Genomic DNA, 22,184 nt, shown 5'->3' on the forward strand with positions numbered 1-22,184 from the left:
CGGCAATCGGACCGGAGGACGGGAATGAGCGGCCAGTCAAAGAACGGCATAACCTATGCGGATGCAGGTGTGGATATCGACGCGGGCAATGCGCTGGTCGAGCGGATCAAGCCTGCGGCGAAGCGGACCAATCGCCCCGGTGTGATGAGCGGGCTGGGCGGCTTTGGCGCCTTGTTCGATCTGAAAGGCGCCGGGTACGAGGACCCGATCCTTGTGGCCGCGACTGACGGGGTCGGGACCAAGCTGCGCATCGCTATCGACACGGGCCATGTCGACGGGGTTGGCATCGACCTCGTGGCCATGTGCGTCAACGACCTTGTGTGTCAAGGGGCGGAACCGCTGTTTTTCCTCGATTACTTTGCGACCGGCAAACTGGATACCGATACGGCGGCCCGCATCATCGAAGGTATCGCGACGGGCTGCGAAAAATCCGGCTGCGCGCTGATCGGTGGCGAGACTGCCGAGATGCCGGGCATGTACCCGCCGGGCGATTTCGATCTGGCCGGGTTTGCCGTCGGGGCGATGGAACGTGGTCATGATCTGCCCGCGGGCGTTGTCGAAGGCGATGTGCTGCTGGGGCTGGCCAGCGACGGGGTTCATTCCAACGGGTATTCGCTGGTCCGGCGTCTGGTGGAACAATCTGGTCTGGATTGGGAGTCGGATTGTCCGTTTGCCGAGGGCACGTTGGGCGCTGCTCTCTTGACGCCAACGCGGCTTTACGTGCGTCCCGTGCTCGAGGCCGTGCGGGCCGGTGGCGTTCACGCGCTTGCGCATATCACCGGCGGCGGGCTGACCGAGAACCTGCCGCGCGTTCTGCCCGAGGGGCTGGGCGCTTCCATCAATCTGGACAGCTGGGAATTGCCGGGAGTCTTTGGCTGGATGACCGAGACAGGCGGCATGGCCGAATCCGAAATGCTCAAGACGTTCAACTGCGGAATCGGCATGATTATAGCGGTTGCTGCCGACAAGGCTGATGAGATCGCCGCGATGCTGGGCGAGGCCGGTGAAACAGTCGCGCGCATCGGTACGGTCGTTCCGGGCAAATCCGTTTCCTACAGCGGGACGCTTTTGTGAGTCACAAGCGTGTAGCGATCCTGATCTCCGGCGGCGGGTCCAACATGGTTTCGCTGCTCGATAGCATGACCGGCGACCATCCGGCGCGGCCCTGCCTTGTTTTGTCCAATCGAAAGACCGCTGGCGGACTGGCCAAAGCGTCTGAACGTGGCGTCGCGACGGCGGTTGTCGATCACCGGCCTTTCGCGGGCGATCGGGCGGCTTTCGAGGACGAACTGATCAAGCCGATCCTTGAGGCTGAGGCCGATATCGTCTGTCTTGCCGGTTTCATGCGGGTTCTGACAGACGGGTTCGTGTCAAAATTCCATGGCCGTATGCTGAACATTCACCCGTCGCTTTTGCCCAAGTACAAGGGGCTGCATACCCATCGCCGTGCGCTGGAAGCCGGGGACAAGGAACATGGCTGCAGCGTTCACGAGGTGACGGCGCGTTTGGATGATGGGCCGATCCTTGGGCAAGCGCGAGTGCCGGTTCTGCCGGGCGATAGCGAAGAGACGCTTGCCGCGCGCGTTCTAAAGCAGGAACACCGCCTCTATCCCGCAGTTCTGAAGCGTTTTGCGGCAGGATCGCGCGAACCGGTCTTTCTTGAGACCACGGAAGAATAAGACCGCTGAAGGTCGCTTTTCAATTGCGGTAGATTGTCATAACACTTTTAGTGTTTGCGCAAGCGACAAGAAATAAAGCAAATAAAAACCGGGTTCTAATGAAAACGATCACGACGACGCAAGATTTGAGCAACTTCTGCAAGGCTGCGGCCGAACATGATTACGTGACCGTCGATACCGAATTTTTGCGCGAACGGACCTATTACTCCAAGCTCTGCCTGATCCAGCTTGCCATGCCGGGCACGGATGAAAGTAACGCGGTCCTGGTCGATCCCTTGTCCGAAGAACTTTCGCTTGAACCGCTTTATGACCTTTTCCGGGATACCAGCACGGTCAAGGTGTTCCACGCCGCGCGGCAGGATCTTGAGATTTTCTGGGTCGATGCGCAGGTGTTTCCCGAACCGCTTTTCGATACGCAGGTTGCCGCGATGGTCTGCGGGTTCGGCGAACAGGTTGGCTATGAGACGCTTGTGCGCAAGATCGCGCGGGGGTCCGTCGACAAGTCGTCGCGTTTTACCGACTGGTCGCGTCGCCCGCTGAGCGAGGCACAAAAGTCCTATGCGCTGGCCGACGTCACCCACCTGCGCCAGATCTATGAATACCTGTCGGCCGAACTGGACAAGACGAACCGCAAGCGTTGGGTCGAGGAAGAAATCCAGATTCTGACCAACCCCAGCACCTATGAGGTTGAGCCGCGTGAGGCATGGAAACGCCTCAAGACCCGCACCAATTCACCGAAGTTCCTTGCTGTCGTGCGAGAACTGGCGGCGTTCCGCGAGCAATATGCGCAGGAAAACAACGTGCCACGTAACCGCGTCTTCAAGGATGATGCGCTGGTCGAACTGGCTTCGGCCAAGCCAAAGGCGCATACCGATCTGAGTGGGCTGCGTCTGTTGCTGCGCGAGGCGCGCCGCGGCGCGATTGCAGACGGCATCCTTGCCGCGGTGCAAAAGGGCGTGAACTGTCCGCAGGACCAGATGCCAAAACCTGACCGCAGCCGCGAAAAACTGCAGGTAAACCCGGCGCTGGCGGACCTGCTGCGGGTACTGCTGAAATCCAAGACGGAAAGTTCCGGCGTGGCCGCCAAGCTGATCGCGTCAAGCGCCGATCTGGATGCCATTGCGGCGGGGGAACGTGACCTGCCGGCCCTGTCGGGCTGGAGAAGCGAAGTCTTTGGTCTTGATGCACTGCGCCTGTGTGACGGCAAGATCGCGCTTGCCGCCAAGGGGAACAACGTCGAAACGGTCGAGCTTTAACGGCGATTTGCCTGCATCGAGTTGCGCGCACCGGTCACCCGAATGGTCCGGACATTCTGCAACGTGCCGGAAGAGAGGCTGAAAGCCTCGTAAACCGTGCGTGTCGCGGTGCTGCCGATCGGGGTCGGGTCCGCAGGGTATCGCACGCGAAAGGCAAAGCTAAGCACGCCATCGGTTGCGAGCAGGTCCGGATCCTCGGGGCGCAGTTCGGCGCGATAGGCACCCTGACGGTCAGCCACGCCGGTGACGTGAACGATCGCGCCCGAGAGCGTGCGCTCGATGCGAAGCTCGGAGATGCTGCCAATCAACACGCTGGTATCAACTTCCTCGGGTTTCGAGAACATGCCGCGACGTTCCGTCGGAATGAGGGGGTTGCCCCCTGCTTCGGCGATGGCGGCATCCCTTGCCGCTCGTCGGCCCCCATTGCCGCAAGCTGAAAGAACGAGGCCGGAGGCGAGAAGTAAAATCAGGAATTTGCGCATTGGATGGACCGGTTATTAAGTAATTCTCCTTCGGTTACCGCATCCTGCGCCACTTGAAAAGCCGCAAGGCAGGTCTGGACAGACCCCGGGGCAGCGCATAGGTCAAGGACGCGCGAGAAAGGATGCGATGACCATGGCCAGCCCCGCCTTTGAGGAAATTGTGGAAGACTTCGAGTTTCTCGAGGATTGGGAAGACCGGTATCGCTATGTCATCGAAAAGGGCAAGGCGATGGATCCACTGCCCGACGCGCTGAAAGTGCCCGCGACAAAAGTCGACGGCTGCGCCAGCCAGGTCTGGCTGCACCCGCAGATTGAGGATGGCACGTTCCGCTTTGATGGGGAAAGCGACGCGATGATCGTACGCGGTCTGATCGCCGTTCTGCGCGCGCTGTATAATGATCTGCCGGTGGGTGATGTGACATCCGTGGATGCGGGCGGAGAGCTTGCGCGCCTTGGTTTGAACGATCACCTCTCGGCGCAAAGGTCGAACGGGTTGCGTGCCATGATCAAACGTATCCGTGAGGTTGCGGCAGCGCAGGGCTAAGGGTGACTTAGGACTCCTTGTCCATCCACTGCGACAATGTCTTCGCCAGATCGCCGTAGCCCGTGAACCGCCTTTCAAACGCCAACCCCAGCCGCTCCGCGCAGTCTTTTGCCTTTGCGGTCAGCGTGGGATCGTCCGTCTGCGCCTGATAAACCAGCTTGGTGTAATTGCCAAAGTACATGGCGGCGAGTTCCGGGTGACGGTCCAGCCCGAGCGGTTTCCAGACAAAGGCGTCGAACTGGCGGGCAAGGAAATCGGTCAGGTAGAAGGCGGTGATTTCGTCGTCATGACGGGCGAAATGCGCGTTCCCTTCGAAAAATGAATAACAATGCGGGCCCGCGACCATTTCCACGCCAAGGTCCGCACAGGCTTTCTCAAGCTGGCCACCCGTGCCGCAATCGGCATAAACGACAAAGATTGTCTCGTAGCAGGAACGGTTCTTTTCGACCGATGCCCTGACCGCATCGGTTATCTTTTCGGGGGAGTTATGCAGGATTGCGGGCAGGCATGTGAGGTCAATATGCTGCCAGCCGTTCATTGCTTTCAGCGCTAGGATTTCACGTGCAAGAGCGCCGCAGGCGATCAGCAGAATGCGGCCCTGAGATCCGGTCGAATAGCCTTCATGGGTGAGCTTTTCGGCATCGGGCAGGGGGGCGGTCTGGTTTGACATAAAGCTGACCTTTGCGTGTAACCTTGAAGCATTTCTTGCACGAAGCGGGCCCGCGACCCAGTTCATTCGGGCGCTTGGCGTATAAAGAAAAACAGATAAGAGTCGGATACCCAATGACCAATTCAGATTATTCCCGCACCGCGGCGGGCGTACCGCCTGCAAATCTTGATACTGTTGGTAAGATGTTTATCGCCGGGATGCTGGCGACAATGGCTTTTGATTTCTGGGGCCAGATCGTCAGCCCCGGGCTTGGTTTCGCAAATCTTTCACCGCATGGGCTGGCGAAAAGCCTGCTGGGCAGCCTTGGCCTGCCGAGCGGTGATTTTGCCGGTTATTTCATGCATTTCTATCTGGTTGGCCTGATCGGTTACCCGGTTGGCTGGCTCTTTGTTTTTCGTCCGATCTGGCAGCGCCTGACCGGCGGCGCGGGGGGCTGGTTTTTGCCTGCGGCGATTTATGGTTTTGGACTGTGGGTGTTTGCGATCGGTGGCATCACCGCGATTGCGGGGCTGCCGTTGTTCCTGAATTTCACGGGGATCACATGGGTCGCGCTGGTCGGGCACGTGCTTTACGGCATCGTTCTTGTCGCGGTTCTGACCGCGATCCCAAGAAACAGGTAGACCCAAGAAAGAGTGCGGCGCCGAGGCGCCGCATTGTGGCCTGATCAGGCGTTCATCTGGTTGTGACGGCGTCCGACAAAATCCTTGGCGGTTTCCACAGCCACGGCCGCGTCCCGGCAGTATGCGTCCGCCCCGATTGCCTTGCCGAATTCTTCGTTCAGCGGCGCACCGCCCACCAGAACGATATAATCGTCGCGCTTGCCCTGTTCGACCAGCGTATCGATCACGACCTTCATGTAGGGCATCGTGGTGGTCAGCAGGGCCGACATGCCAAGGATGTCGGGCTGTTCTTTTTCCAGCGCCTCAAGATAGCTTTCGACCGGGTTGTTGATGCCCAGATCGACCACTTCGAAACCTGCGCCTTCCATCATCATGGAAACGAGGTTCTTGCCGATGTCGTGGATGTCGCCCTTGACCGTGCCGATCACCATCTTGCCGACGCGCGGCGCACCGGTTTCGGCCAGCAGCGGCTTTAGAATCGCCATCCCGCCCTTCATCGCGTTGGCGGCAAGCAGCACCTCGGGCACGAATAGGATACCGTCACGGAAATCCGCGCCGACGATGGTCATGCCGCCGACAAGCGCTTCGGTCAGGATTTTGTAGGGGGCCCAGCCACGTTCGAGAAGGATGTTGACGCCTTCCTCGATCTCTTCCCTGAGACCGTCGTAGAGGTCGTCGAACATCTGTTGGACAAGCTCTTCGTCGTCAAGTTCCGAGAGAATGATATCGTCATCTTCCGACATGGGCGAAACCTTGATTTAACGTGAGGCGACATGCCCCGCGATTTCCCGCTTTTTGCGCGAACCGAAGAATGCGGCTGTAATATTTGCGACACTGATCGCTTCGCTTCCGACCAATCTTCTTATTGACCGATCGAGGTAATCAAGTTGTTTATCCGCGCCGCCCGAATTATTGCATTTGTTCGCTATTTGTTCTAAATGTTTGAGCATGTCGGCATCAGTTCCCATTCAGCCCGAGCGTCGAAAGGCGCGTGGCGCGCCCAGCAATCATCCGGGCCGGTATGAGCTTGGGCGCGCAGATACTTGGGATGGCTGGGATATTCCCGAACCCTTGCCCGCCTTCAAGACGCAGGTGACGATGGAGCAGGTGCGAAGTCTGATCACCTACAATCGCTCGCCGGATCTGTCCTTTGACCGTTCGATCAACCCGTATCGGGGCTGCGAGCACGGCTGCATCTATTGTTTCGCACGGCCGACGCATGCCTATCTGGGCTTGTCCGCAGGTCTTGATTTTGAAACCCGGCTGATCGCGCGACCGAATGCGGCCGAAATGCTTCGCAAAGAGTTGCGGGCAAAGCGCTATCAGGTGGCACCGATCGCCATCGGGACGAATACCGATCCCTATCAGCCCGTCGAAGCGAAGCATCGCATCATGCGTGACTGCCTTGAGGTCCTGTCCGAATTCCGGCACCCGGTTGCGATCGTCACCAAAGGCGCATTGATCGAAAGAGACCTCGATCTTCTTGCGCCCATGGCGGAGCTTGGCTTGCTGCGCGTCGGCATTTCTTTGACGACACTGGACCCGGATCTGTCACGACGAATGGAGCCGAGGGCACCTCGGCCGGAGCGGCGGTTGAGAATCATCGAGACCTTGTCGCGCGCGGGTATTCCGGTGCGGGTCATGACCTCGCCGCTTGTGCCGGGGCTGACCGATCACGAACTGGAAAACATGCTCAAGGCGGCAAAGGATGCCGGGGCGGTCGCGGCAAGCTGGATCATGCTGCGTCTGCCGCGCGAGGTTTCGGGCTTGTGGAAGGAATGGCTGGCCGAACATCAGCCGGGCAGGGCCGCCAAGGTCATGGCCCGCCTGCGCGAAATGCACGGCGGCAAGGATTACGATCCCCGCTGGTCCCATCGGATGCGTGGCGAGGGGATCTATGCAGAGATGATTGCAAAGCGGTTCAAGGCGGCAGCTTCTCGGCTGGGTCTTGATGAAAAGCAGCCCGGTTTGCGAACCGATTTGTTTCGTCTGCCACCGCAAGCAGGCGATCAGCTGGACCTATTCTGAGGAGCTAGCGTTTTTGTCGAAAAATGTTGCGAGCTTTGGGCGCAGCCAGTGCCAGAGTCCGGGGGCGCCCGCGCTTATCGGCGTGCCGACCCGCTGATCAAGCTGGTCGAGCGTGACGTTATACTCGGCCCATGTGCCGCCGCCATTCGCCAGATTGGCAATCGGCGTCTGCACACGGTCGATTGCCTTGGCAAAACGCGCATCCGGAGTCTCGGCAGCTTCGAATTCCCGCCAGATCTCGAGATATTCCTGCGCCTGATCCTCTGGCAAAAGGCCAAAGAGCCGTTCGGCGGCGGCTTCTTCCTTGGCCGCCATGGCTGCGTGATCGACCGTGCCATGAATGGGGGCGTCACCCGCGTCGATCTCGACGATGTCGTGCAGCAGTAGCATCCGCAAAACGCGTGGAATACTAACCTCGGGCCCTGCATGTTCGCCAAGGACCATCGCATAAAGCATGATATGCCAGCTGTGTTCCGCCGAGTTCTCGCGGCGCGACCCGTCGATCAGGCGCGAGGCTCTCAGCACGGATTTGAGCTTGTCCGCCTCTTTCAGAAAAGCGATCTGCGCTTCGATTCGCTCGCTCATCCGCTGTTATCCCGGCGCCTGACCGGTCGCCTTGTCGCGAGAGGTCGCCAGCTTTTCCTCGAGAAAGCGGCGGGCCGTCACCTCGGCCAGCCGTACGCGGATTTCCGTCAGATAGGCTTCCTCAAGCGTCTGAGACGATGCGCCGAGAACGGCTGCCACTTCGGTGTAGAGCCGGTCTTCGCCCGTCTCTTTCATCGCGGCCATCGTGTCGTCGGCCAGTCTGGAGGCGATTGTCTCGACGCTCGACATATCAGCGCGTGGTTTCAGTCAGGCGGCGTTTCACGTAGTCAGACACCGTGCCGATCATCGTATCCATATGCTGATCCTGGAAAAAATGATCTGCGCCAGGCACTTCTTCATGGGTGATCGTGATGCCTTTTTGCTCGTGCAGCTTGGAGACGAGCGAAACGGTATCCGCAGGCGGCGCGACACGGTCGGCGCTGCCGTTGATGATAAGGCCCGAAGACGGGCAGGGGGCTAGGAAGGAGAAATCGTACATGTTCGCCGGCGGGCTGACCGAGATGAATCCGGTGATTTCCGGACGGCGCATCAGCAGCTGCATGCCGATCCACGCACCGAACGAGAATCCGGCAACCCAGCAATGCTTGGAGTTGTTGTTCATCGATTGCAGGTAGTCTAGCGCCGAGGCTGCATCGGACAATTCACCGATGCCTTGGTCATACTCACCCTGGCTGCGTCCGACGCCACGGAAATTGAAGCGCAGCACGGTAAAGCCCATGTTGTAAAACGCGTAGTGCAGGTTATAGACGACCTTGTTGTTCATCGTCCCGCCGAATTGAGGATGCGGATGCAATACGATGGCGATGGGGGCGTCTTTTTCTTTTTGCGGGTGATAGCGGCCTTCCAGGCGGCCTTCGGGTCCGGGAAAAATGACCTCGGGCATGGGCAGTTGGATCCTGTCTCTTTTCGACCAGGCGTCGCGCGGCATTCTTGACGAATTCGCTAGGGCACCTTAGAACGGTTCTAATTCTGTGGGCGGGAGACGCCCGCATCGTCATGGCAAATACGCACTGCTTAGGGAAACGTCAATGTTTTCGCGTTGCAGCTCAGATTTGGAGAAGATCGGGTGAAACTTTCTACCAAGGGAAGATACGCGATGGTCGCGCTTGCGGATATCGCGCTGCAACCGGAAGGCACTCTGGTGAACCTCAGCGACATCTCGCAGCGGCAGAAAATTTCCCTGCCTTATCTCGAGCAGCTTTTTGTCAAATTGCGTCGTCGCGAGCTTGTCACCTCGGTTCGCGGACCCGGCGGCGGCTATCGCCTCGCGCGACCGGCATCCGACATTCGCATCGTCGAAGTGCTGGCGGCGGTGGATGAAACCGTGGACGCGATGCACAAGGGCGCGGGCGCTTCGGGCGGGTCCTCCGGCAGTCGCGCGCAATCGCTGACGAACCGGCTCTGGCAGGGGCTCAGCGCCCATGTTTACGTGTTCCTGCACCAGACCCGCCTGTCCGATGTCGTGACGAATGAATTGGCGCCTTGCCCGGCTGTGCCGGGGCTGTTCGATGTCGTTGACGAATAATCGGGAACAGGTTGCAACGCAGGTAATGCCATTGGGGGCGCGGTGAAACGCATCTATCTTGATCATAACGCGACAGCACCACTGCGCCCCGAGGCGCGGGCGGCGATGATCGAGGCGATGGATATCGTCGGGAACCCGTCCTCAGTCCATGCCGAGGGCCGCGCTGCGAAATCGCTGGTCGAACGGGCGCGGGCACAGGTGGCGAGCGCATTTGGCGCGGACGGTGCAGACATCGTTTTCACGTCAAGCGCGACCGAAGCGGCGGCGCTTGCCTGCGCGGGGCGCGATCTGCACGGCGGGGATATCGAACACGATGCGGTTGGCGCCTGGATCACGGCGGATCTGCCTGTTGCTTCGGATGGGCAGGTGAGCGTTACGGATCCGGGCAACACAGTGCTTCAAGTCGCAAATTCTGAAACCGGCGTTGTTCAAAAGCTGCCATCCGGGCTGGCTGTCACGGACGCGACACAGGCTTTTGGCAAACTGCCCGTGGCCTTCAACTGGCTTGAGACCGAGATGGCGCTTGTCTCCGCTCATAAACTTGGCGGACCGAAAGGCGTAGGCGCACTTGTGGTCAAGCGCGGTACAGAGGTCGAGGCACGGATTCGTGGTGGCGGTCAGGAAATGGGCCGACGCTCGGGGACAGAGAACGTCATCGGCATTGCTGGTTTCGCCGCCGCAGCCGAAGCTGCGGCGCGCGAACTGGCCGATGGCGCGTGGGAACGGGTGGCCGAACTTAGAAATATTCTAGAAAAGGCACTTGAGGCTTCGGCAAAGAACATTATTTTTGTCGGGAAAGAGTCGCCGCGCTTGCCGAACACGTCATGTCTTGCCGTGCCCGGCTGGAAAGGCGAAACGCAAGTCATGCAGATGGATCTGGCCGGATTCGCGATCAGCGCCGGTTCCGCCTGTTCCAGCGGAAAAGTTCGGGCGAGCCGAGTGTTACGCGCGATGGGATACGACGAAGAAACAGCGTCGAGTGCCATACGTGTATCGATTGGCACGGACACGACGGAAGAAGACATATCACGCTTTGTCGATGCGTGGCTGAGCAAGGAAAAGAAACATCACGCGCGCGTTGCGTGAGGTTAGGAGAGACCAGATGGCCGCATTGGACCAGACACAGGTAAAGGAAGGCGTCGACCAGGATACGGTTGACGCAGTACGCGAGGTCGGCGGTGCGTATAAACACGGCTGGAATACCGATATCGAGATGGAGTACGCGCCCAAGGGCCTGACCCCCGATATCGTCCGCCTGATTTCTGAAAAGAACGATGAGCCCGCGTGGATGACCGAATGGCGTCTTGAGGCTTATGAACGTTGGCTGACCAAGAAAGAACCCGACTGGGCGATGGTCGACTATCCTGAGATCGACTTTCAGGACCAGTATTATTACGCACGTCCCAAGTCGATGGAGGTCAAGCCGAAGTCGCTGGACGAGGTAGATCCCAAGTTGCTGGCGACCTATGAAAAACTCGGCATTCCGCTCAAGGAACAGATGATCCTCGCGGGCGTCGAAGGGGCCGAGGAGGCGCCCGCCGAAGGGCGCAAGGTCGCGGTGGATGCCGTGTTCGATTCGGTTTCCGTGGGTACGACGTTCCAGGCCGAGCTGAAAAAGGCAGGCGTGATCTTCTGCTCGATCTCGGAAGCGATCCGCGAATACCCGGATCTGGTCAGGAAATACCTCGGCTCGGTCGTGCCTGTTTCCGACAATTTTTACGCCACGCTGAACTCGGCAGTTTTCTCGGATGGCTCGTTCGTCTATGTGCCGCCGGGCGTGCGTTGCCCGATGGAGCTGAGCACCTATTTCCGGATCAATGCCGAGAATACGGGTCAGTTCGAGCGTACACTGATCATCGCGGACAAGGGTTCCTACGTGTCCTATCTCGAAGGTTGCACGGCACCGGCCCGCGATATCGCGCAGCTGCACGCGGCTGTGGTCGAGATCATCGTCGAGGAAGACGCGGAGGTGAAATACTCCACGGTGCAAAACTGGTATCCGGGCGATGAAAACGGCAAGGGCGGGATCTACAATTTCGTGACCAAGCGTGCCGATTGCCGGGGCGACCGTGCCAAGGTGATGTGGACGCAGGTGGAGACCGGTTCTGCCGTGACGTGGAAATACCCGTCCTGCATCCTGCGTGGCGATGACAGCCAGGGCGAGTTCTATTCGATCGCTATCGCGAACAACTACCAGCAGGCCGATACGGGCACCAAGATGATCCACCTTGGCAAGAACACCAAGAGCCGGATCGTGTCCAAAGGCATCAGCGCGGGCCATGCGCAGAACACCTACCGCGGGCTGGTTTCCATGCATCCCAAAGCCCAGAACGCACGCAATTACACGCAATGCGACAGCCTTCTGATCGGCGATCAATGCGGGGCGCATACGGTGCCTTACATCGAGGTCAAGAACAACTCGGCCCGGGTCGAACACGAGGCGACGACCTCGAAAGTGGACGATGACCAGATGTTCTATTGTCGGTCGCGTGGCATGGACGAGGAAGAAGCCGTGGCGCTTGTCGTGAACGGTTTCTGCAAGGATGTGCTGCAGGCGCTGCCGATGGAGTTCGCGATGGAAGCGCAGCAGCTTGTTGCGATCTCACTGGAAGGGTCCGTCGGGTAAAAATCTCCTCGAAGATTTTTGGCAAATTTTTTGAAAAAATTTGTCCCGCCGTCTGGACGATGTCGAGGAAGCGTCTGATGCCCAATGGGATCATGGATAACAGCTTGCAAATGCTGGCCGTACGAGCGTCAAACTCGCGTCAGATTTCCTGCGCAGGGTTCGTTTCAACGCGACCTGTTCGGGAATACCTGTGCCATGGAAGAAAGCTATCAGAAACAGCAGTTCGAGGCACGTCTGGAACGAATAAGGACGCGCGAACCCGAGCCGCATGTCGCCGCGAATACGGGCAGCCAGACCAAGCTGCCTTCGGGCGCAACCGGCAGAAGCCTGCCGTTCGCATGCATTCTGGCATTCGTGACGGGATTACTCGTGCTGCTCGCAGCCAATGTGATTTCGTTTCAGACACAGGGCGAAACCAGCTTCTTCCTCAAGATACTGGGATCGGTCGGACCGTTTGCGATCGCCGGCGGCCTGTTGTTCGTCATCATGATCGGGCTGGGGATGCGGGACAAACCGCATGTCATCGGGCTCGCAGCCGGGTTAATCGCCACGTATCTGGGCGAAGCCTATCTCGCCTGGCTGTTGCCGGATCTCTGGATGGCGCTCTATTCGCCCGAACATCTGGATTACATGCTGATACAGGCGGGTTTGCGCACGCCACCGATTGTTTCCTACTGAATTGTCTCGCCGCTCCACTGCGGCGAGAAGAACTGAACGCAACTTTGCCCCGTGTATCTCCGGATGCGCGGGTGCCAGCCGTATGAGAGAAAAAAATGCTCGAAATCAAAAACCTGCACGTAAAACTCGAAGAAGAAGACAAGCAGATCCTGAAGGGTGTCGATCTTTCGGTGGAAGCCGGAAAGGTCCATGCCATCATGGGGCCGAACGGGTCAGGCAAGTCGACGCTTTCCTATGTGCTGTCCGGTCGCGACGGTTATGAGGTCACCGAAGGTTCGGCGATGCTGGAAGGGCAGGATCTTCTGGATCTTGAGCCTGAAGAGCGCGCTGCCGCCGGTCTTTTCCTCGCGTTTCAGTATCCGGTCGAAATTCCGGGCGTCGGCAACATGACCTTCTTGCGAACGGCCGTGAACGCGCAGCGCAAGGCGCGGGGCGAGGAGGAAATGAACGCGACCGACTTCCTCAAGCTCGTGCGTGCGCGCGCAAAAGAACTCAAGATCGACGCCGAGATGCTGAAACGCCCGGTCAACGTCGGCTTCTCCGGCGGTGAAAAGAAGCGTAACGAAGTGCTTCAGATGGCGATGCTGGAACCCAAGATGTGTATCCTCGACGAAACCGACTCCGGTCTCGACGTGGATGCGATGAAGCTTGTCGCCGATGGCGTGAATGCGCTGCGCTCCGAGGGCCGCGGATTTCTGGTGATCACCCACTATCAGCGTCTGCTGGATCACATCAAACCGGATGTCGTGCATATCATGTCCGACGGGCGCATCATTAAATCCGGCGGTCCCGAACTGGCGCTGGAAGTCGAACATAACGGCTATGCTGACATCCTGAACGAGGTGGTCTGATGGCGCTTGCCGAACGACGCATTACAGCCACCGAGGCGCGCCTCGAAGGGTTTGACCTTGTAAAGACCGGTTGGTCGGCTGCCGCGCGCGCGGATGCCTTGCAGCGCCTTCGCGAGATGGGGCTGCCCGATCGGCGTGACGAATACTGGAAATTCACCCGTCCGGACACGTTGGTTCAGGTCGAAACGCCGAAAGCGTCGGTTTTCGACAATGACGAGCAGCCGGTTTTCGACGCGCACGACAGGCTGCGTATCGTTTTTGCTGACGGTGTCTTTGATCCTGACGCCTCGGACGATCTCAGCCTCGAAGGGGTCAGCATCGAACGGCTCGCGGATATCGCGGACAAGGACATTCACTGGGCCAAGGATCTCTACGGTGTCCTCGAAGCACGCGGTCAGTCGCCGGTTGCGCGCCCCTTCGCGGCGCTGAACACGGCCTTTGCAACAGATGGCCTTATGATCCACGTGACCGGCAAGCCGAGCAAACCGATCAGCCTCATCTACACGCATGCCAAAGACGACTCCGATGCCATCCTGCATCACGTGATACGTGTGGACGCCGGCGCAGAGGCGACGATCCTCGAAAACGGCCCCGCTGCGGCACGGTTCAACAAATGCATGGAAGTCGACATTGCAGATACGGGCAAGCTGCACCTTGTGCGGGCCCAGGGTCGCGACCATGAGCGGCGCGCGGTGACGCATCTTTTTGCCCGTCTTGGCGAGGAATCCGTTTTCAAGGCCTTCACGCTGACCGTGAACGGAGTCCTGACCCGGAACGAGGCGGTTATCGAACTGACCGGAGACGACGCGATTGCGCATATCGCTGGCGCCTGCGTTGGCGACGGGGATTTCCACCACGATGACACCGTGTTCATCACCCATGACGCGGTGAATTGTGAAAGCCGTCAGGTCTTCAAGAAGGTTCTGCGCAACGGCGCGACCGGCGTTTTCCAGGGCAAGATTCTTGTCAAGGAAGGTGCGCAGAAAACCGACGGTTACCAGATTAGCCAATCGCTGCTTCTGGATGGCGACAGCCAGTTCCTTGCCAAACCCGAACTTGAGATCTATGCCGATGACGTGGCCTGTTCGCATGGTTCGACCAGCGGCGCTATCGACGAGGACGCACTGTTCTACCTGCGGTCCCGCGGTGTGCCGGAAAAGGCCGCGACCAACCTTTTGACGCTGGCCTTCCTGGCCGAAGCCGTTCAGGAAATCGAGGACGAAGCTCTGGCTGAAGATCTGATCGAACGTCTGGAAAACTGGCTGGCACGGCGGAGCTGATGCCAGTCACGGCAGACATTACAGCGACCTATCGCGGCCCCGGCCGCGTGGTCGAAAGACTGCTTGCGCAAGGGCGGCAGGAAACCAGGGCGCTGACGTTCGTCATGCTCGCCTGTGTGCTGATCTTTGTCGCGCAGGCCCCGTATCAGGCACGCGAGGCGCATCTCAACCCGGATGGGCCGCTTGCCGTTCGCCTGTACTGGAGCGCGTTCTTCTGGGTCTTCATCATGCCGCTGGTGCTCTATTCCTTTGCGCTGGTGGTGTGGCTTGTCTCCACGCTCGCGCGGCGCCGCCTGTCCGCTTTCGACGTGCGGCTGACACTTTTCTGGGCGCTGTTGGCAGTGACACCAGTGACCCTGCTTCTCGGATTGATTGCCGGTTTCATCGGACCGGGGCCGGGGCTGCAACTGGTCTCGGTGCTGTGGCTGGCGGTCTTTGGGTGGTTCTGGATCAGCGGGCTGATCCGAGCAGACGGATTGGCCACATGAACGGAGCAGATTTGCAGACATTCGCGCTCAGGTCGATCCGCGATCCCGCCGCCGCCGCGCCGGTCCTGATGAAACTGGACCTACCGCGCAATGCGCTGTGGAGCGGCATTCTTCTGATGGCCGCGCTTCAGTCACTGCTGGTCGGTTTTGCCGTCTGGATTACGCCGGCGCCCAGCGATCCCGAAGCGCCGATCGCCATCATTCAGGCGCTCTACGGTGCGCCGCTCTGGTTCTTTGGCGTGACGCTGCTGATCAATGTGCTGACCATCTATGCGCTTCTGGGCATGGGAAGGCTCTTTGGCGGTACTGCGACATTGGAAGACATCATGGTTGTGATGGTCTGGTTTCAGGGAATCCAGATCGCTTTCAAGCTGGTCGCTATGCTGCTGGGGCTCTTCATTCCGATCCTCGAAGCCTTGATGGTCCTCGCGGCCAGCGGCATTGGCATCTACATGTTCGTGAACTTCATCAACCAGGTGCACAGGTTCGACTCGATCGGCCGGACGCTGGTTGTCATCGTGCTGGCCATGCTTGCCGTGCTGCTGGGCTTTTCACTCTTTGTCGTCCTCGTCGGGACACCCTTCATGGGAGAGACACTCTATGTATGATGTAGAGAAGATCCGCGCCGATTTCCCGATCCTTGGACGCGAAGTGAATGGCAAACCGCTGACCTATCTGGACAATGGCGCCTCTGCGCAGAAACCGCAGGTGGTCATCGATGCGATTACCCGTGCCTATGCGGAAGAGTATGCCAATGTGCATCGCGGTCTGCATTTCCTGTCTAATCTCGCGACTGAAAAGTACGAAGCCGTGCGCGATACCGTCGCGCGCTTTCTCAACGCGGGATCGCCGGATGAGATCGTCCTGAACTCAGGCACGACCCAGGGGATCAACCTTGTCGCCTACGGATGGGCCATGCCTCATCTCCAGGCGGGGGATGAGATCATACTTTCGGTGATGGAGCACCACGCCAATATCGTGCCCTGGCATTTCCTGCGCGAACGTCAGGGTGTCGTGATCAAATGGGTCGATGTCGATGCAACCGGCGCGCTTGATCCGCAGGCGGTGATCGACGCGATCACACCGCGCACCAAGCTGATCGCGATCACCCATATGTCCAACGTACTCGGGACGGTGGTGGATGTGAAGGCAATCTCGCATGCCGCCCGCGAACGGGGTGTCCCGGTACTGGTCGACGGCAGTCAGGCAGCGGTTCACATGCCGGTGGACGTGGCCGATATCGGTTGTGATTTCTATGCGATAACCGGGCACAAGCTGTACGGCCCTTCAAGCTCCGGTGCGATCTATATCAAGTCCGAGCGTATGGCCGAGATGCGCCCCTTTATCGGCGGCGGCGACATGATCAAGGAAGTCTCGAAAGAGACCGTGATCTACAATGACCCACCGATGAAGTTCGAGGCCGGCACGCCAGGTATCGTCCAGGAGATCGGCATGGCCGTGGCGCTCGATTACATGATGGGTCTCGGTATGGACAACATCGCCGCGCACGAAGCCGCAATCCGCGACTACGCCGTGGAACGTCTTGGCGGGCTGAACTGGCTGCAGGTGCAGGGCACGACCCCGACCAAAGGCGCGATCTTTTCCTTCACGCTCGACGGCGCGGCACATGCGCATGACATTTCGACGATCCTCGACAAAAAGGGCGTCGCGGTCAGAGCAGGGCACCACTGCGCCGGTCCCCTGATGGATCATCTCGGTCTGACAGCAACCTGCCGCGCCTCTTTCGGGCTCTACAACACCAAGGCCGAGGTGGACACGCTGGTCGATGCGCTCGAACTCGCGCACGAGCTTTTCGCCTGATGGCAACATGCCCGTGGCAGAGCGGCTTGCCCGCAATGACGCGTGGAAAAAAGCCGTTTTGAGATTGCAGGGCCGACGGGTTTACCCTATACGCCGCTGCAGGCACCCATAGCTCAGCTGGATAGAGCGCTGCCCTCCGAAGGCAGAGGCCTCAGGTTCGAATCCTGATGGGTGCGCCATTTTTCCGATAATGTTTCGAAGGCGTTCAACACCCTGAAACTCCGGGCTTTATGGCCACAGCCTCATGTTGTTTGATCGTTGGACTGCGCTTTTTCGCGCAAGCTTAAACTGCTCTTCGCCAAGTTTCGTTTTTCGAACTTCGGCGGTCATCGCAAGAATGCGGCACCGCCAACAATGCGACGCGCCCTTGGCAATCGTATCGCCAAGTACAATTCCGATACTGTCACTGATGACGGGACGAGTTCAGCCCTGCGGTTTTCTGTGGCAGTTGGAATTCACTTCCGCACCGCTTTCGATGGTCAGGCGCTCGTATTCAATATCGCCCGAAACGCGCGCGCTCGAATGCAGCGTCACGTCGCGGCCGCGGATCGTGCCTTCGAAGGTTCCTTTGATCCCGACGCTATCGGCGCGCAACTCGCCGATTGCCGACCCGCTCTGGTCGATCATGATCGAATCCGCCGACACGGTGCCATCGATATGCCCGTTCAATTCCATCAGGCCGGGAACACTCAGGTCGCCGGACAGTTTCGCCCCGGTTGCAAAATGCGAACGGCCCCCGGAAGAGGAGGGGCGATTGGATGAGCTGGCATATTGCGACATGTGACGGGTCCATTCGAGAGACGACAAAAAAGGACGCCCATCAGCGCGGGCGGCAAGGCGATTCAGCACAGATCGTGATGGTCAGGCAACCGGATTATCCTGTTTGAGAGGAATTTATCCTGCGATCCTGTCCGGTTGTCACTCGTTGGGCAATACTCGTCAGGTCGGTCGATGTCCCAGATCCAGCTCGACGATGTGATTGTCCCATGCGCGCCTCTGGCGCGCCAGAGGTCGTGTTTGGCTGCCCTCAATGTGGATCAGCCCGCCCAGTCCATCGCTCGCGATAAAGCCGCTGCGGTGCCGGGCTAGGCCGCAGACATCGGATCTCGACACCGCGCCAAGGAATTCTCCAGTGGTTGCAAAGCGATGTACGCGGCTGCCTTTCGGTGAGGTGATCGCGACGCTGCCGCCATCGCCCGAGAATGAAACACTTCCCGCATAGCCGTCCATGGCCAATTCGTCACCAAGCGGTGCTTCTGCCAGAACCGGCGCATCGCCGCGCCGGTGCAAACCCAGAAGAGGCGGGGCCATGCCCGCGTCCCCTTCCCATTGCATTGCAAAAGCAACCGTATCGTCGGGCGTGAGCGCAAGATGGCGGATCGAGTTCTGCGCCAGTTCTGGTTTGAGCGTCACCTGCTCCACAACCGCGCCCGACCCGCTAAAGAGATAGGTCAGGTTGGGATGCATATCGTCAAGGTTCAGTTTGTCCCGCGTTTCCGGGTCCGTTGCGATCCCGCCATTGGCGACGACAAGGGTTTCACCGTCGCTCAGTAAACGCAGATCATGCGGGCCGATCCCTTGCGAGCGCATTTCTCCGATCCGCTCATATCCCTCGCGGGCGTTCCAGATGCCGATGAAACCTTCGGAATCCGCCGCCCGCTGTTCGCAGGTGAAAAGCAGATCGCCTTCTGGGTCAAACACGCCGTGCCCGTTGAAATGGGACCCCTCGGGCGGGATGATCTGGTGCGTGACACGACCCGTTGCGCAGTTGATGACCAGCGCGAATTTCCCCGGGCGGCGCGCAAAGGCGACCGCTATCGGCTGGCTCGGGTGACCTGCGCCCGCATGCCCCCGGGCAGGCAGGGGAACACGAAAGCAATCCTGTCCGTCGTGTCCGATACCGAAGAGCGCAAACCCTCCATCCGCCTCGCGCGCAGCCGCGAGATAAGCGGGGTTCCCGGCCGCGGCCCAGCTTAGGCCCGGAGCCGCCGTAGCGGCAAGAAAACTGGCAAGAAAGGCGCGGCGGGTCGCCATAACTCAGTCTCCGTCCTGGGAATTGAACCCCGGCGCGATGCCAAGCGGCTTGCCGACTTCGGTTTCTATCGCTTCTTTCACGTCGCGCACGGCCTGTTGCAGCACTTCTACCCGAAGCCGCGCCTGCAGATCCGAGATATCCTGAAAGGACGGATCCTGAATATGCGATGCGGCCTCATGTACCTTGTCCATTGCCAGCGACGTTTCGGGTAGCGGCTGGTTCGCCAGAACCTGCGCCAATTCATAAGCGGCCTGTACAGCCAGCAGCGAATTGCGCAGGCTGCGCCCCGACCGCCATGCCTCGGCGCGTTTGGGGCGCGGGCGTTCAAAGGTCCCAAGGGGCGAGCCGAGCCTTGTATCCGCCGTGAACTCAAGGCCAGAGACGATCTGCGTATAAAGCGCCCGCGTCGCTTCGTCGGCGCTGAGATAGGTGGCATTCCCGCTGCCGCCCGCGCGGGTAAGAGTCTTGGCAAAACTCTCGCGCCACTCGCTCTGCAGCACCGCCGCCTGTTGGTGCAGATCAAATGCAATCGCGCGGACAAGCCCGCAGGTGTAATCCTCCTGAGCGTAATCCGAAAAACGCGGGTCGTTCAGCAGCATGTCGAGTGCGTACAAGCCGCGGGCGGCAATCGAGACATCCATGAATGCTTCGGGATCTGAAATCACGGGGTCCTTGTCAGCGATCATCGCGGAAAGGCTCTTGGGCGTGAAACCGCGCGCATCCGGCCAAAAGGCAATCGACAGGGCGCGGGTTTCCGACGGCCCCATGTGCAGATCGGCAACCTGCATCCAGGCATCGAAGGCAGCTTGGTATGGCGCATCGACATCGGCGGGCAGGCAGCTTTCCTGACTTGCCGCCGACAGCTTTGCCGTCGCGCTTTCGAACTTGTCGAAGCCGGGCAGGATCAGGTCATCCAGCGCCGAAGCCGTATCGGCGAGCGCGGGCAGGGGGGCGAAGGCGGCACACAGGGCAAGGAAGAGATGTTTCACAGGCTCTCCAGAAATTTGATCAATGCGACGCGGTCGTCCGGCTTAAGATCGATAACCCGGTCACGGGCCGCTTGCGCTTCGCCGCCATGCCAAAGCACGGCTTCGAGAAGGGTCCGCGCCCGCCCGTCATGCAGATAGGTTTCGACGCCGCTTACCTGTTCCGTCAAACCGATCCCCCAGAGGGGCGGTGTCCGCCATTCCATCCCTGTGGCGCGTGCCTCGGGGCGATGATCGGCAAGGCCTTCGCCCATGTCATGCAGCAGCATGTCGGTATAGGGCCAGATCAGTTGGAAACTTTGTTCCGGTCGATCTTCCAGTCGGTGTGTGACGAATTTCGGCGTGTGACAGGCCGTGCAGCCCGCTTCGTAAAAGACTTTCTTGCCCGCCAGAACCTCTGGTGCGGCCTCATCCCGCCTTGCGGGCACCGCAAGATTGCGGCTGTAAAAGGTCACAAGCTCCAACCCGTCGGCATCGATCTCGAAACCATGCTGGGCCGCGTCATCGCCGTGGGGCGCATTCCGGCATTCTTCCTGCCTTGCGGTACATTCGCCCCAAGGGTCAGGAAACAGCGGGTTCGATATGCCCATATCCCCGGCAAAGGCATTGGCCGATTGCTGGCGGATCGTCGGTGCCCCGGCCTTGAGACCGAAACGCCCGAGCATCACCTCATCGAATTCGATCGACCATTCCATGTTCACCCGGCCGGAAATGCCATCTCCATCCGTGTCCTCCGGATCGGCGAGGGCGAGAATATCCGCCGCAGGAACGGCTTCGAGCAGGCCAAGCCCGATCATCTGCGGCGCTACCCGGGGGCTGAGCATTGCGCCGTCGTGTAGCGGCCCGTAGCCAAGGTCTGCCGCTTGGTAGCTGGGGCTGCGCAACGTCGCAGTCTCGCCGCCTCTCAGCACGACATCGACATCCTCGTATGTGACGTCCAGCCGGTATTCGGCAGTTTGACCGGGCGTCCCGAAATCCTGAAGCTGTCCGCCATAGACCGGCTCAGGCGCCGTCGCGATGTAATCCGATATGCGCGAAACTTCGGCCTCGGGCGATCCCGGAATGGACACGCGGAGGAACATGGAGACGGCGGTATCGTCCGGACCTTCCGGCGGATGGCCACGCCCATCCTTGATATGGCAGTTCTGGCAGCCACGGGCGTTGTAAAGCGGGCCCAGCCCGTCTGACGCCAATGTGGAGGAGGGGGCCGAGACCCATATCTTGCGGAACAGCCCGTTGCCGACCTTGAAATCGAGTTCGCGTTCGAAATCGATATTGCCCGAGGGCTGCGAAAACGCGTCGGCATTGTTCCGCACCCGGACTGTCGCCGCCCCGCCGGGCATACCTTCGAAACGTTCGGGCTTGGAAAAGTCGGTTGTGGGTCGCGTGACGCCAGCAATGCGTTCTGCTTCGGCGCTGGTGCGCGGCACGACATTCAGATGTGGGTCGCCCAGTTCGAAAGCAGCCGTGCTGCCCGCGATCAGAACGAGCGACCCGAAAAGACTACTCCGCCTCGTCCATCGGCAGAGCGTTGAGTTGAGCATATTTCTCTGCTCCAATTCTATCGAAGAGCTCGATCTGCGTTTCAAGAAAGTCGATGTGACCTTCTTCGTCGATCAGCAGTTCCTCGAACAATTTCATGGAGACATAGTCCCCGGCTTCGTTGCAGTAAGCACGTGCTTCCTTGTAAAGCGCCTGTGCTTCCTGCTCCGCCGCAAGGTCACAGTCAAGTGTTTCGCGCGGGGTTTCCCCGATGCGTAGCGCGTCAAGCTTTTGCAGATTCGGATGACCGCCAAGGAAAATGATCCGGGTAATCAGCTTGTCCGCGTGGTTCATCTCTTCGATGCTTTCCTCGCGGCTCTTCTTGGCCATGTGTCCCAGACCCCAATCGTCCTGCAGACGATAGTGCAGCCAATACTGGCTGACTGCGGTAAGTTCCGATCTCAGAGCTTGGTTCAGATATTCTATGACTTTTTTGTCGCCTTGCATGATCGCTTTTCCTTTGTGCG

26 protein-coding genes and 1 tRNA gene are annotated in these 22,184 nt (G+C 59.5%); 16 read left to right on the forward strand and 11 right to left on the reverse strand.

Features of this window, described 5'->3' with window-relative positions:
• Nucleotides 1-24: 24 nt before the first annotated feature.
• From purM to rnd, 3 genes are all read left to right on the forward strand, one after another.
• Nucleotides 25-1,074 carry a phosphoribosylformylglycinamidine cyclo-ligase gene (gene purM / locus ACU0FH_RS15020; protein ID WP_446195460.1) on the forward strand — a complete coding sequence of 350 codons (1,050 nt, stop codon included), beginning with the start codon at nucleotides 25-27 and terminating at the stop codon, nucleotides 1,072-1,074.
• The gene (gene purN / locus ACU0FH_RS15025) at nucleotides 1,071-1,679 is read left to right on the forward strand and encodes a phosphoribosylglycinamide formyltransferase (RefSeq protein WP_446195461.1); all 609 of its coding nucleotides are present in this window, start codon (nucleotides 1,071-1,073) and stop codon (nucleotides 1,677-1,679) included. The genes purM and purN overlap by 4 nt, the downstream gene beginning before the upstream one ends.
• Before the next feature lie 98 nt (nucleotides 1,680-1,777).
• Nucleotides 1,778-2,935, forward strand: coding sequence for a ribonuclease D (gene rnd, locus ACU0FH_RS15030; RefSeq protein ID WP_446195462.1), 1,158 nt, complete (start codon nucleotides 1,778-1,780; stop codon nucleotides 2,933-2,935).
• Here rnd and ACU0FH_RS15035 read toward each other — a convergent pair.
• On the reverse strand, nucleotides 2,932-3,417 hold the full coding sequence (locus ACU0FH_RS15035) for a hypothetical protein (protein ID WP_446195463.1): 486 nt from the start codon (nucleotides 3,415-3,417) through the stop codon (nucleotides 2,932-2,934). The genes rnd and ACU0FH_RS15035 overlap by 4 nt on opposite strands.
• A gap of 133 nt (nucleotides 3,418-3,550) precedes the next feature.
• Here ACU0FH_RS15035 and ACU0FH_RS15040 point away from each other — a divergent pair, with 133 nt between their 5' ends.
• On the forward strand, nucleotides 3,551-3,961 hold the full coding sequence (locus tag ACU0FH_RS15040; protein WP_238369017.1) for a SufE family protein: 411 nt from the start codon (nucleotides 3,551-3,553) through the stop codon (nucleotides 3,959-3,961).
• A 7-nt stretch (nucleotides 3,962-3,968) separates the two neighbouring features.
• Here ACU0FH_RS15040 and ACU0FH_RS15045 read toward each other — a convergent pair whose 3' ends face one another.
• Complete coding sequence (locus tag ACU0FH_RS15045) at nucleotides 3,969-4,631, reverse strand: DUF1638 domain-containing protein (RefSeq protein ID WP_446195464.1); 663 nt, start codon at nucleotides 4,629-4,631, stop codon at nucleotides 3,969-3,971.
• Nucleotides 4,632-4,744: 113 nt separating this feature from the next.
• Between ACU0FH_RS15045 and ACU0FH_RS15050 the strand changes: the two genes are divergently transcribed.
• A complete protein-coding gene (locus ACU0FH_RS15050) occupies nucleotides 4,745-5,251 on the forward strand; it encodes a hypothetical protein (RefSeq protein ID WP_446195466.1) in 507 nt (168 codons plus the stop codon).
• A gap of 44 nt (nucleotides 5,252-5,295) precedes the next feature.
• Here ACU0FH_RS15050 and ACU0FH_RS15055 read toward each other — a convergent pair whose 3' ends face one another.
• Nucleotides 5,296-5,994 carry a corrinoid protein gene (locus tag ACU0FH_RS15055; protein ID WP_238369014.1) on the reverse strand — a complete coding sequence of 233 codons (699 nt, stop codon included), beginning with the start codon at nucleotides 5,992-5,994 and terminating at the stop codon, nucleotides 5,296-5,298.
• Nucleotides 5,995-6,199: 205 nt separating this feature from the next.
• On the opposite strand from ACU0FH_RS15055, the gene ACU0FH_RS15060 reads away from it, so the two are divergent.
• Nucleotides 6,200-7,279, forward strand: coding sequence for a PA0069 family radical SAM protein (locus tag ACU0FH_RS15060; RefSeq protein WP_446195468.1), 1,080 nt, complete (start codon nucleotides 6,200-6,202; stop codon nucleotides 7,277-7,279).
• Here ACU0FH_RS15060 and ACU0FH_RS15065 read toward each other — a convergent pair.
• The 3 genes from ACU0FH_RS15065 to ACU0FH_RS15075 are packed head-to-tail and all read right to left on the reverse strand — an operon-like array spanning nucleotide 7,271 to nucleotide 8,768.
• Entirely contained in the window at nucleotides 7,271-7,864 is a 594-nt protein-coding gene (locus ACU0FH_RS15065; RefSeq protein WP_446195469.1) for an HD domain-containing protein, read from the reverse strand. The two genes, ACU0FH_RS15060 and ACU0FH_RS15065, sit on opposite strands and share 9 nt — an antisense overlap.
• A gap of 6 nt (nucleotides 7,865-7,870) precedes the next feature.
• Nucleotides 7,871-8,113: a hypothetical protein gene (locus ACU0FH_RS15070; RefSeq protein WP_238369011.1), complete on the reverse strand. Its 243-nt coding sequence runs from the start codon at nucleotides 8,111-8,113 to the stop codon at nucleotides 7,871-7,873.
• Between the two features lies 1 nt (nucleotide 8,114).
• Nucleotides 8,115-8,768 carry an alpha/beta hydrolase gene (locus ACU0FH_RS15075; protein WP_088635974.1) on the reverse strand — a complete coding sequence of 218 codons (654 nt, stop codon included), beginning with the start codon at nucleotides 8,766-8,768 and terminating at the stop codon, nucleotides 8,115-8,117.
• A 183-nt stretch (nucleotides 8,769-8,951) separates the two neighbouring features.
• On the opposite strand from ACU0FH_RS15075, the gene ACU0FH_RS15080 reads away from it, so the two are divergent.
• The 10 genes from ACU0FH_RS15080 (at nucleotide 8,952) to ACU0FH_RS15125 (ending at nucleotide 17,333) form a co-directional block, all read left to right on the forward strand.
• The gene (locus tag ACU0FH_RS15080) at nucleotides 8,952-9,410 is read left to right on the forward strand and encodes an Rrf2 family transcriptional regulator (RefSeq protein WP_238369010.1); all 459 of its coding nucleotides are present in this window, start codon (nucleotides 8,952-8,954) and stop codon (nucleotides 9,408-9,410) included.
• Nucleotides 9,411-9,452: 42 nt separating this feature from the next.
• On the forward strand, nucleotides 9,453-10,496 hold the full coding sequence (locus tag ACU0FH_RS15085; RefSeq protein WP_446195472.1) for a cysteine desulfurase family protein: 1,044 nt from the start codon (nucleotides 9,453-9,455) through the stop codon (nucleotides 10,494-10,496).
• Between the two features lie 16 nt (nucleotides 10,497-10,512).
• Nucleotides 10,513-12,036, forward strand: coding sequence for a Fe-S cluster assembly protein SufB (gene sufB, locus ACU0FH_RS15090; RefSeq protein WP_446195473.1), 1,524 nt, complete (start codon nucleotides 10,513-10,515; stop codon nucleotides 12,034-12,036).
• Nucleotides 12,037-12,231: 195 nt separating this feature from the next.
• On the forward strand, nucleotides 12,232-12,714 hold the full coding sequence (locus ACU0FH_RS15095) for a hypothetical protein (RefSeq protein WP_446195474.1): 483 nt from the start codon (nucleotides 12,232-12,234) through the stop codon (nucleotides 12,712-12,714).
• Nucleotides 12,715-12,809: 95 nt separating this feature from the next.
• Complete coding sequence (gene sufC / locus ACU0FH_RS15100) at nucleotides 12,810-13,565, forward strand: Fe-S cluster assembly ATPase SufC (RefSeq protein WP_238369006.1); 756 nt, start codon at nucleotides 12,810-12,812, stop codon at nucleotides 13,563-13,565.
• Nucleotides 13,565-14,845, forward strand: coding sequence for a SufB/SufD family protein (locus ACU0FH_RS15105; protein ID WP_446195475.1), 1,281 nt, complete (start codon nucleotides 13,565-13,567; stop codon nucleotides 14,843-14,845). The genes sufC and ACU0FH_RS15105 overlap by 1 nt, the downstream gene beginning before the upstream one ends.
• Nucleotides 14,845-15,333 (forward strand): YIP1 family protein, encoded by a 489-nt coding sequence (locus tag ACU0FH_RS15110; protein WP_446195476.1) that lies wholly within the window; start codon nucleotides 14,845-14,847, stop codon nucleotides 15,331-15,333. The genes ACU0FH_RS15105 and ACU0FH_RS15110 overlap by 1 nt, the downstream gene beginning before the upstream one ends.
• Nucleotides 15,330-15,941 (forward strand): Yip1 family protein, encoded by a 612-nt coding sequence (locus tag ACU0FH_RS15115; RefSeq protein ID WP_238369003.1) that lies wholly within the window; start codon nucleotides 15,330-15,332, stop codon nucleotides 15,939-15,941. The genes ACU0FH_RS15110 and ACU0FH_RS15115 overlap by 4 nt, the downstream gene beginning before the upstream one ends.
• Nucleotides 15,934-17,154 (forward strand): cysteine desulfurase, encoded by a 1,221-nt coding sequence (locus tag ACU0FH_RS15120; RefSeq protein ID WP_446195477.1) that lies wholly within the window; start codon nucleotides 15,934-15,936, stop codon nucleotides 17,152-17,154. Before ACU0FH_RS15115 ends, ACU0FH_RS15120 begins: the two co-directional genes overlap by 8 nt.
• Nucleotides 17,155-17,256: 102 nt before the next feature.
• A tRNA-Arg gene (locus ACU0FH_RS15125) sits at nucleotides 17,257-17,333 on the forward strand.
• Nucleotides 17,334-17,577: 244 nt separating this feature from the next.
• On the opposite strand, the gene ACU0FH_RS15130 is transcribed toward ACU0FH_RS15125, so the two are convergent.
• From ACU0FH_RS15130 to bfr, 5 genes are all read right to left on the reverse strand, one after another.
• Complete coding sequence (locus tag ACU0FH_RS15130) at nucleotides 17,578-17,934, reverse strand: bactofilin family protein (RefSeq protein WP_238369001.1); 357 nt, start codon at nucleotides 17,932-17,934, stop codon at nucleotides 17,578-17,580.
• 159 nt (nucleotides 17,935-18,093) lie between these two features.
• On the reverse strand, nucleotides 18,094-19,188 hold the full coding sequence (locus tag ACU0FH_RS15135) for a DUF1513 domain-containing protein (RefSeq protein ID WP_446195478.1): 1,095 nt from the start codon (nucleotides 19,186-19,188) through the stop codon (nucleotides 18,094-18,096).
• A 3-nt stretch (nucleotides 19,189-19,191) separates the two neighbouring features.
• Entirely contained in the window at nucleotides 19,192-20,178 is a 987-nt protein-coding gene (locus tag ACU0FH_RS15140) for an imelysin family protein (protein WP_446195479.1), read from the reverse strand.
• On the reverse strand, nucleotides 20,175-21,719 hold the full coding sequence (locus tag ACU0FH_RS15145; protein ID WP_446195480.1) for a di-heme oxidoreductase family protein: 1,545 nt from the start codon (nucleotides 21,717-21,719) through the stop codon (nucleotides 20,175-20,177). The genes ACU0FH_RS15140 and ACU0FH_RS15145 overlap by 4 nt, the downstream gene beginning before the upstream one ends.
• A complete protein-coding gene (gene bfr / locus ACU0FH_RS15150; RefSeq protein WP_088635058.1) occupies nucleotides 21,679-22,164 on the reverse strand; it encodes a bacterioferritin in 486 nt (161 codons plus the stop codon). Before bfr ends, ACU0FH_RS15145 begins: the two co-directional genes overlap by 41 nt.
• Nucleotides 22,165-22,184: the final 20 nt, after the last annotated feature.

The sequence above is a fragment of the Heliomarina sp. genome (genome assembly GCF_052826185.1).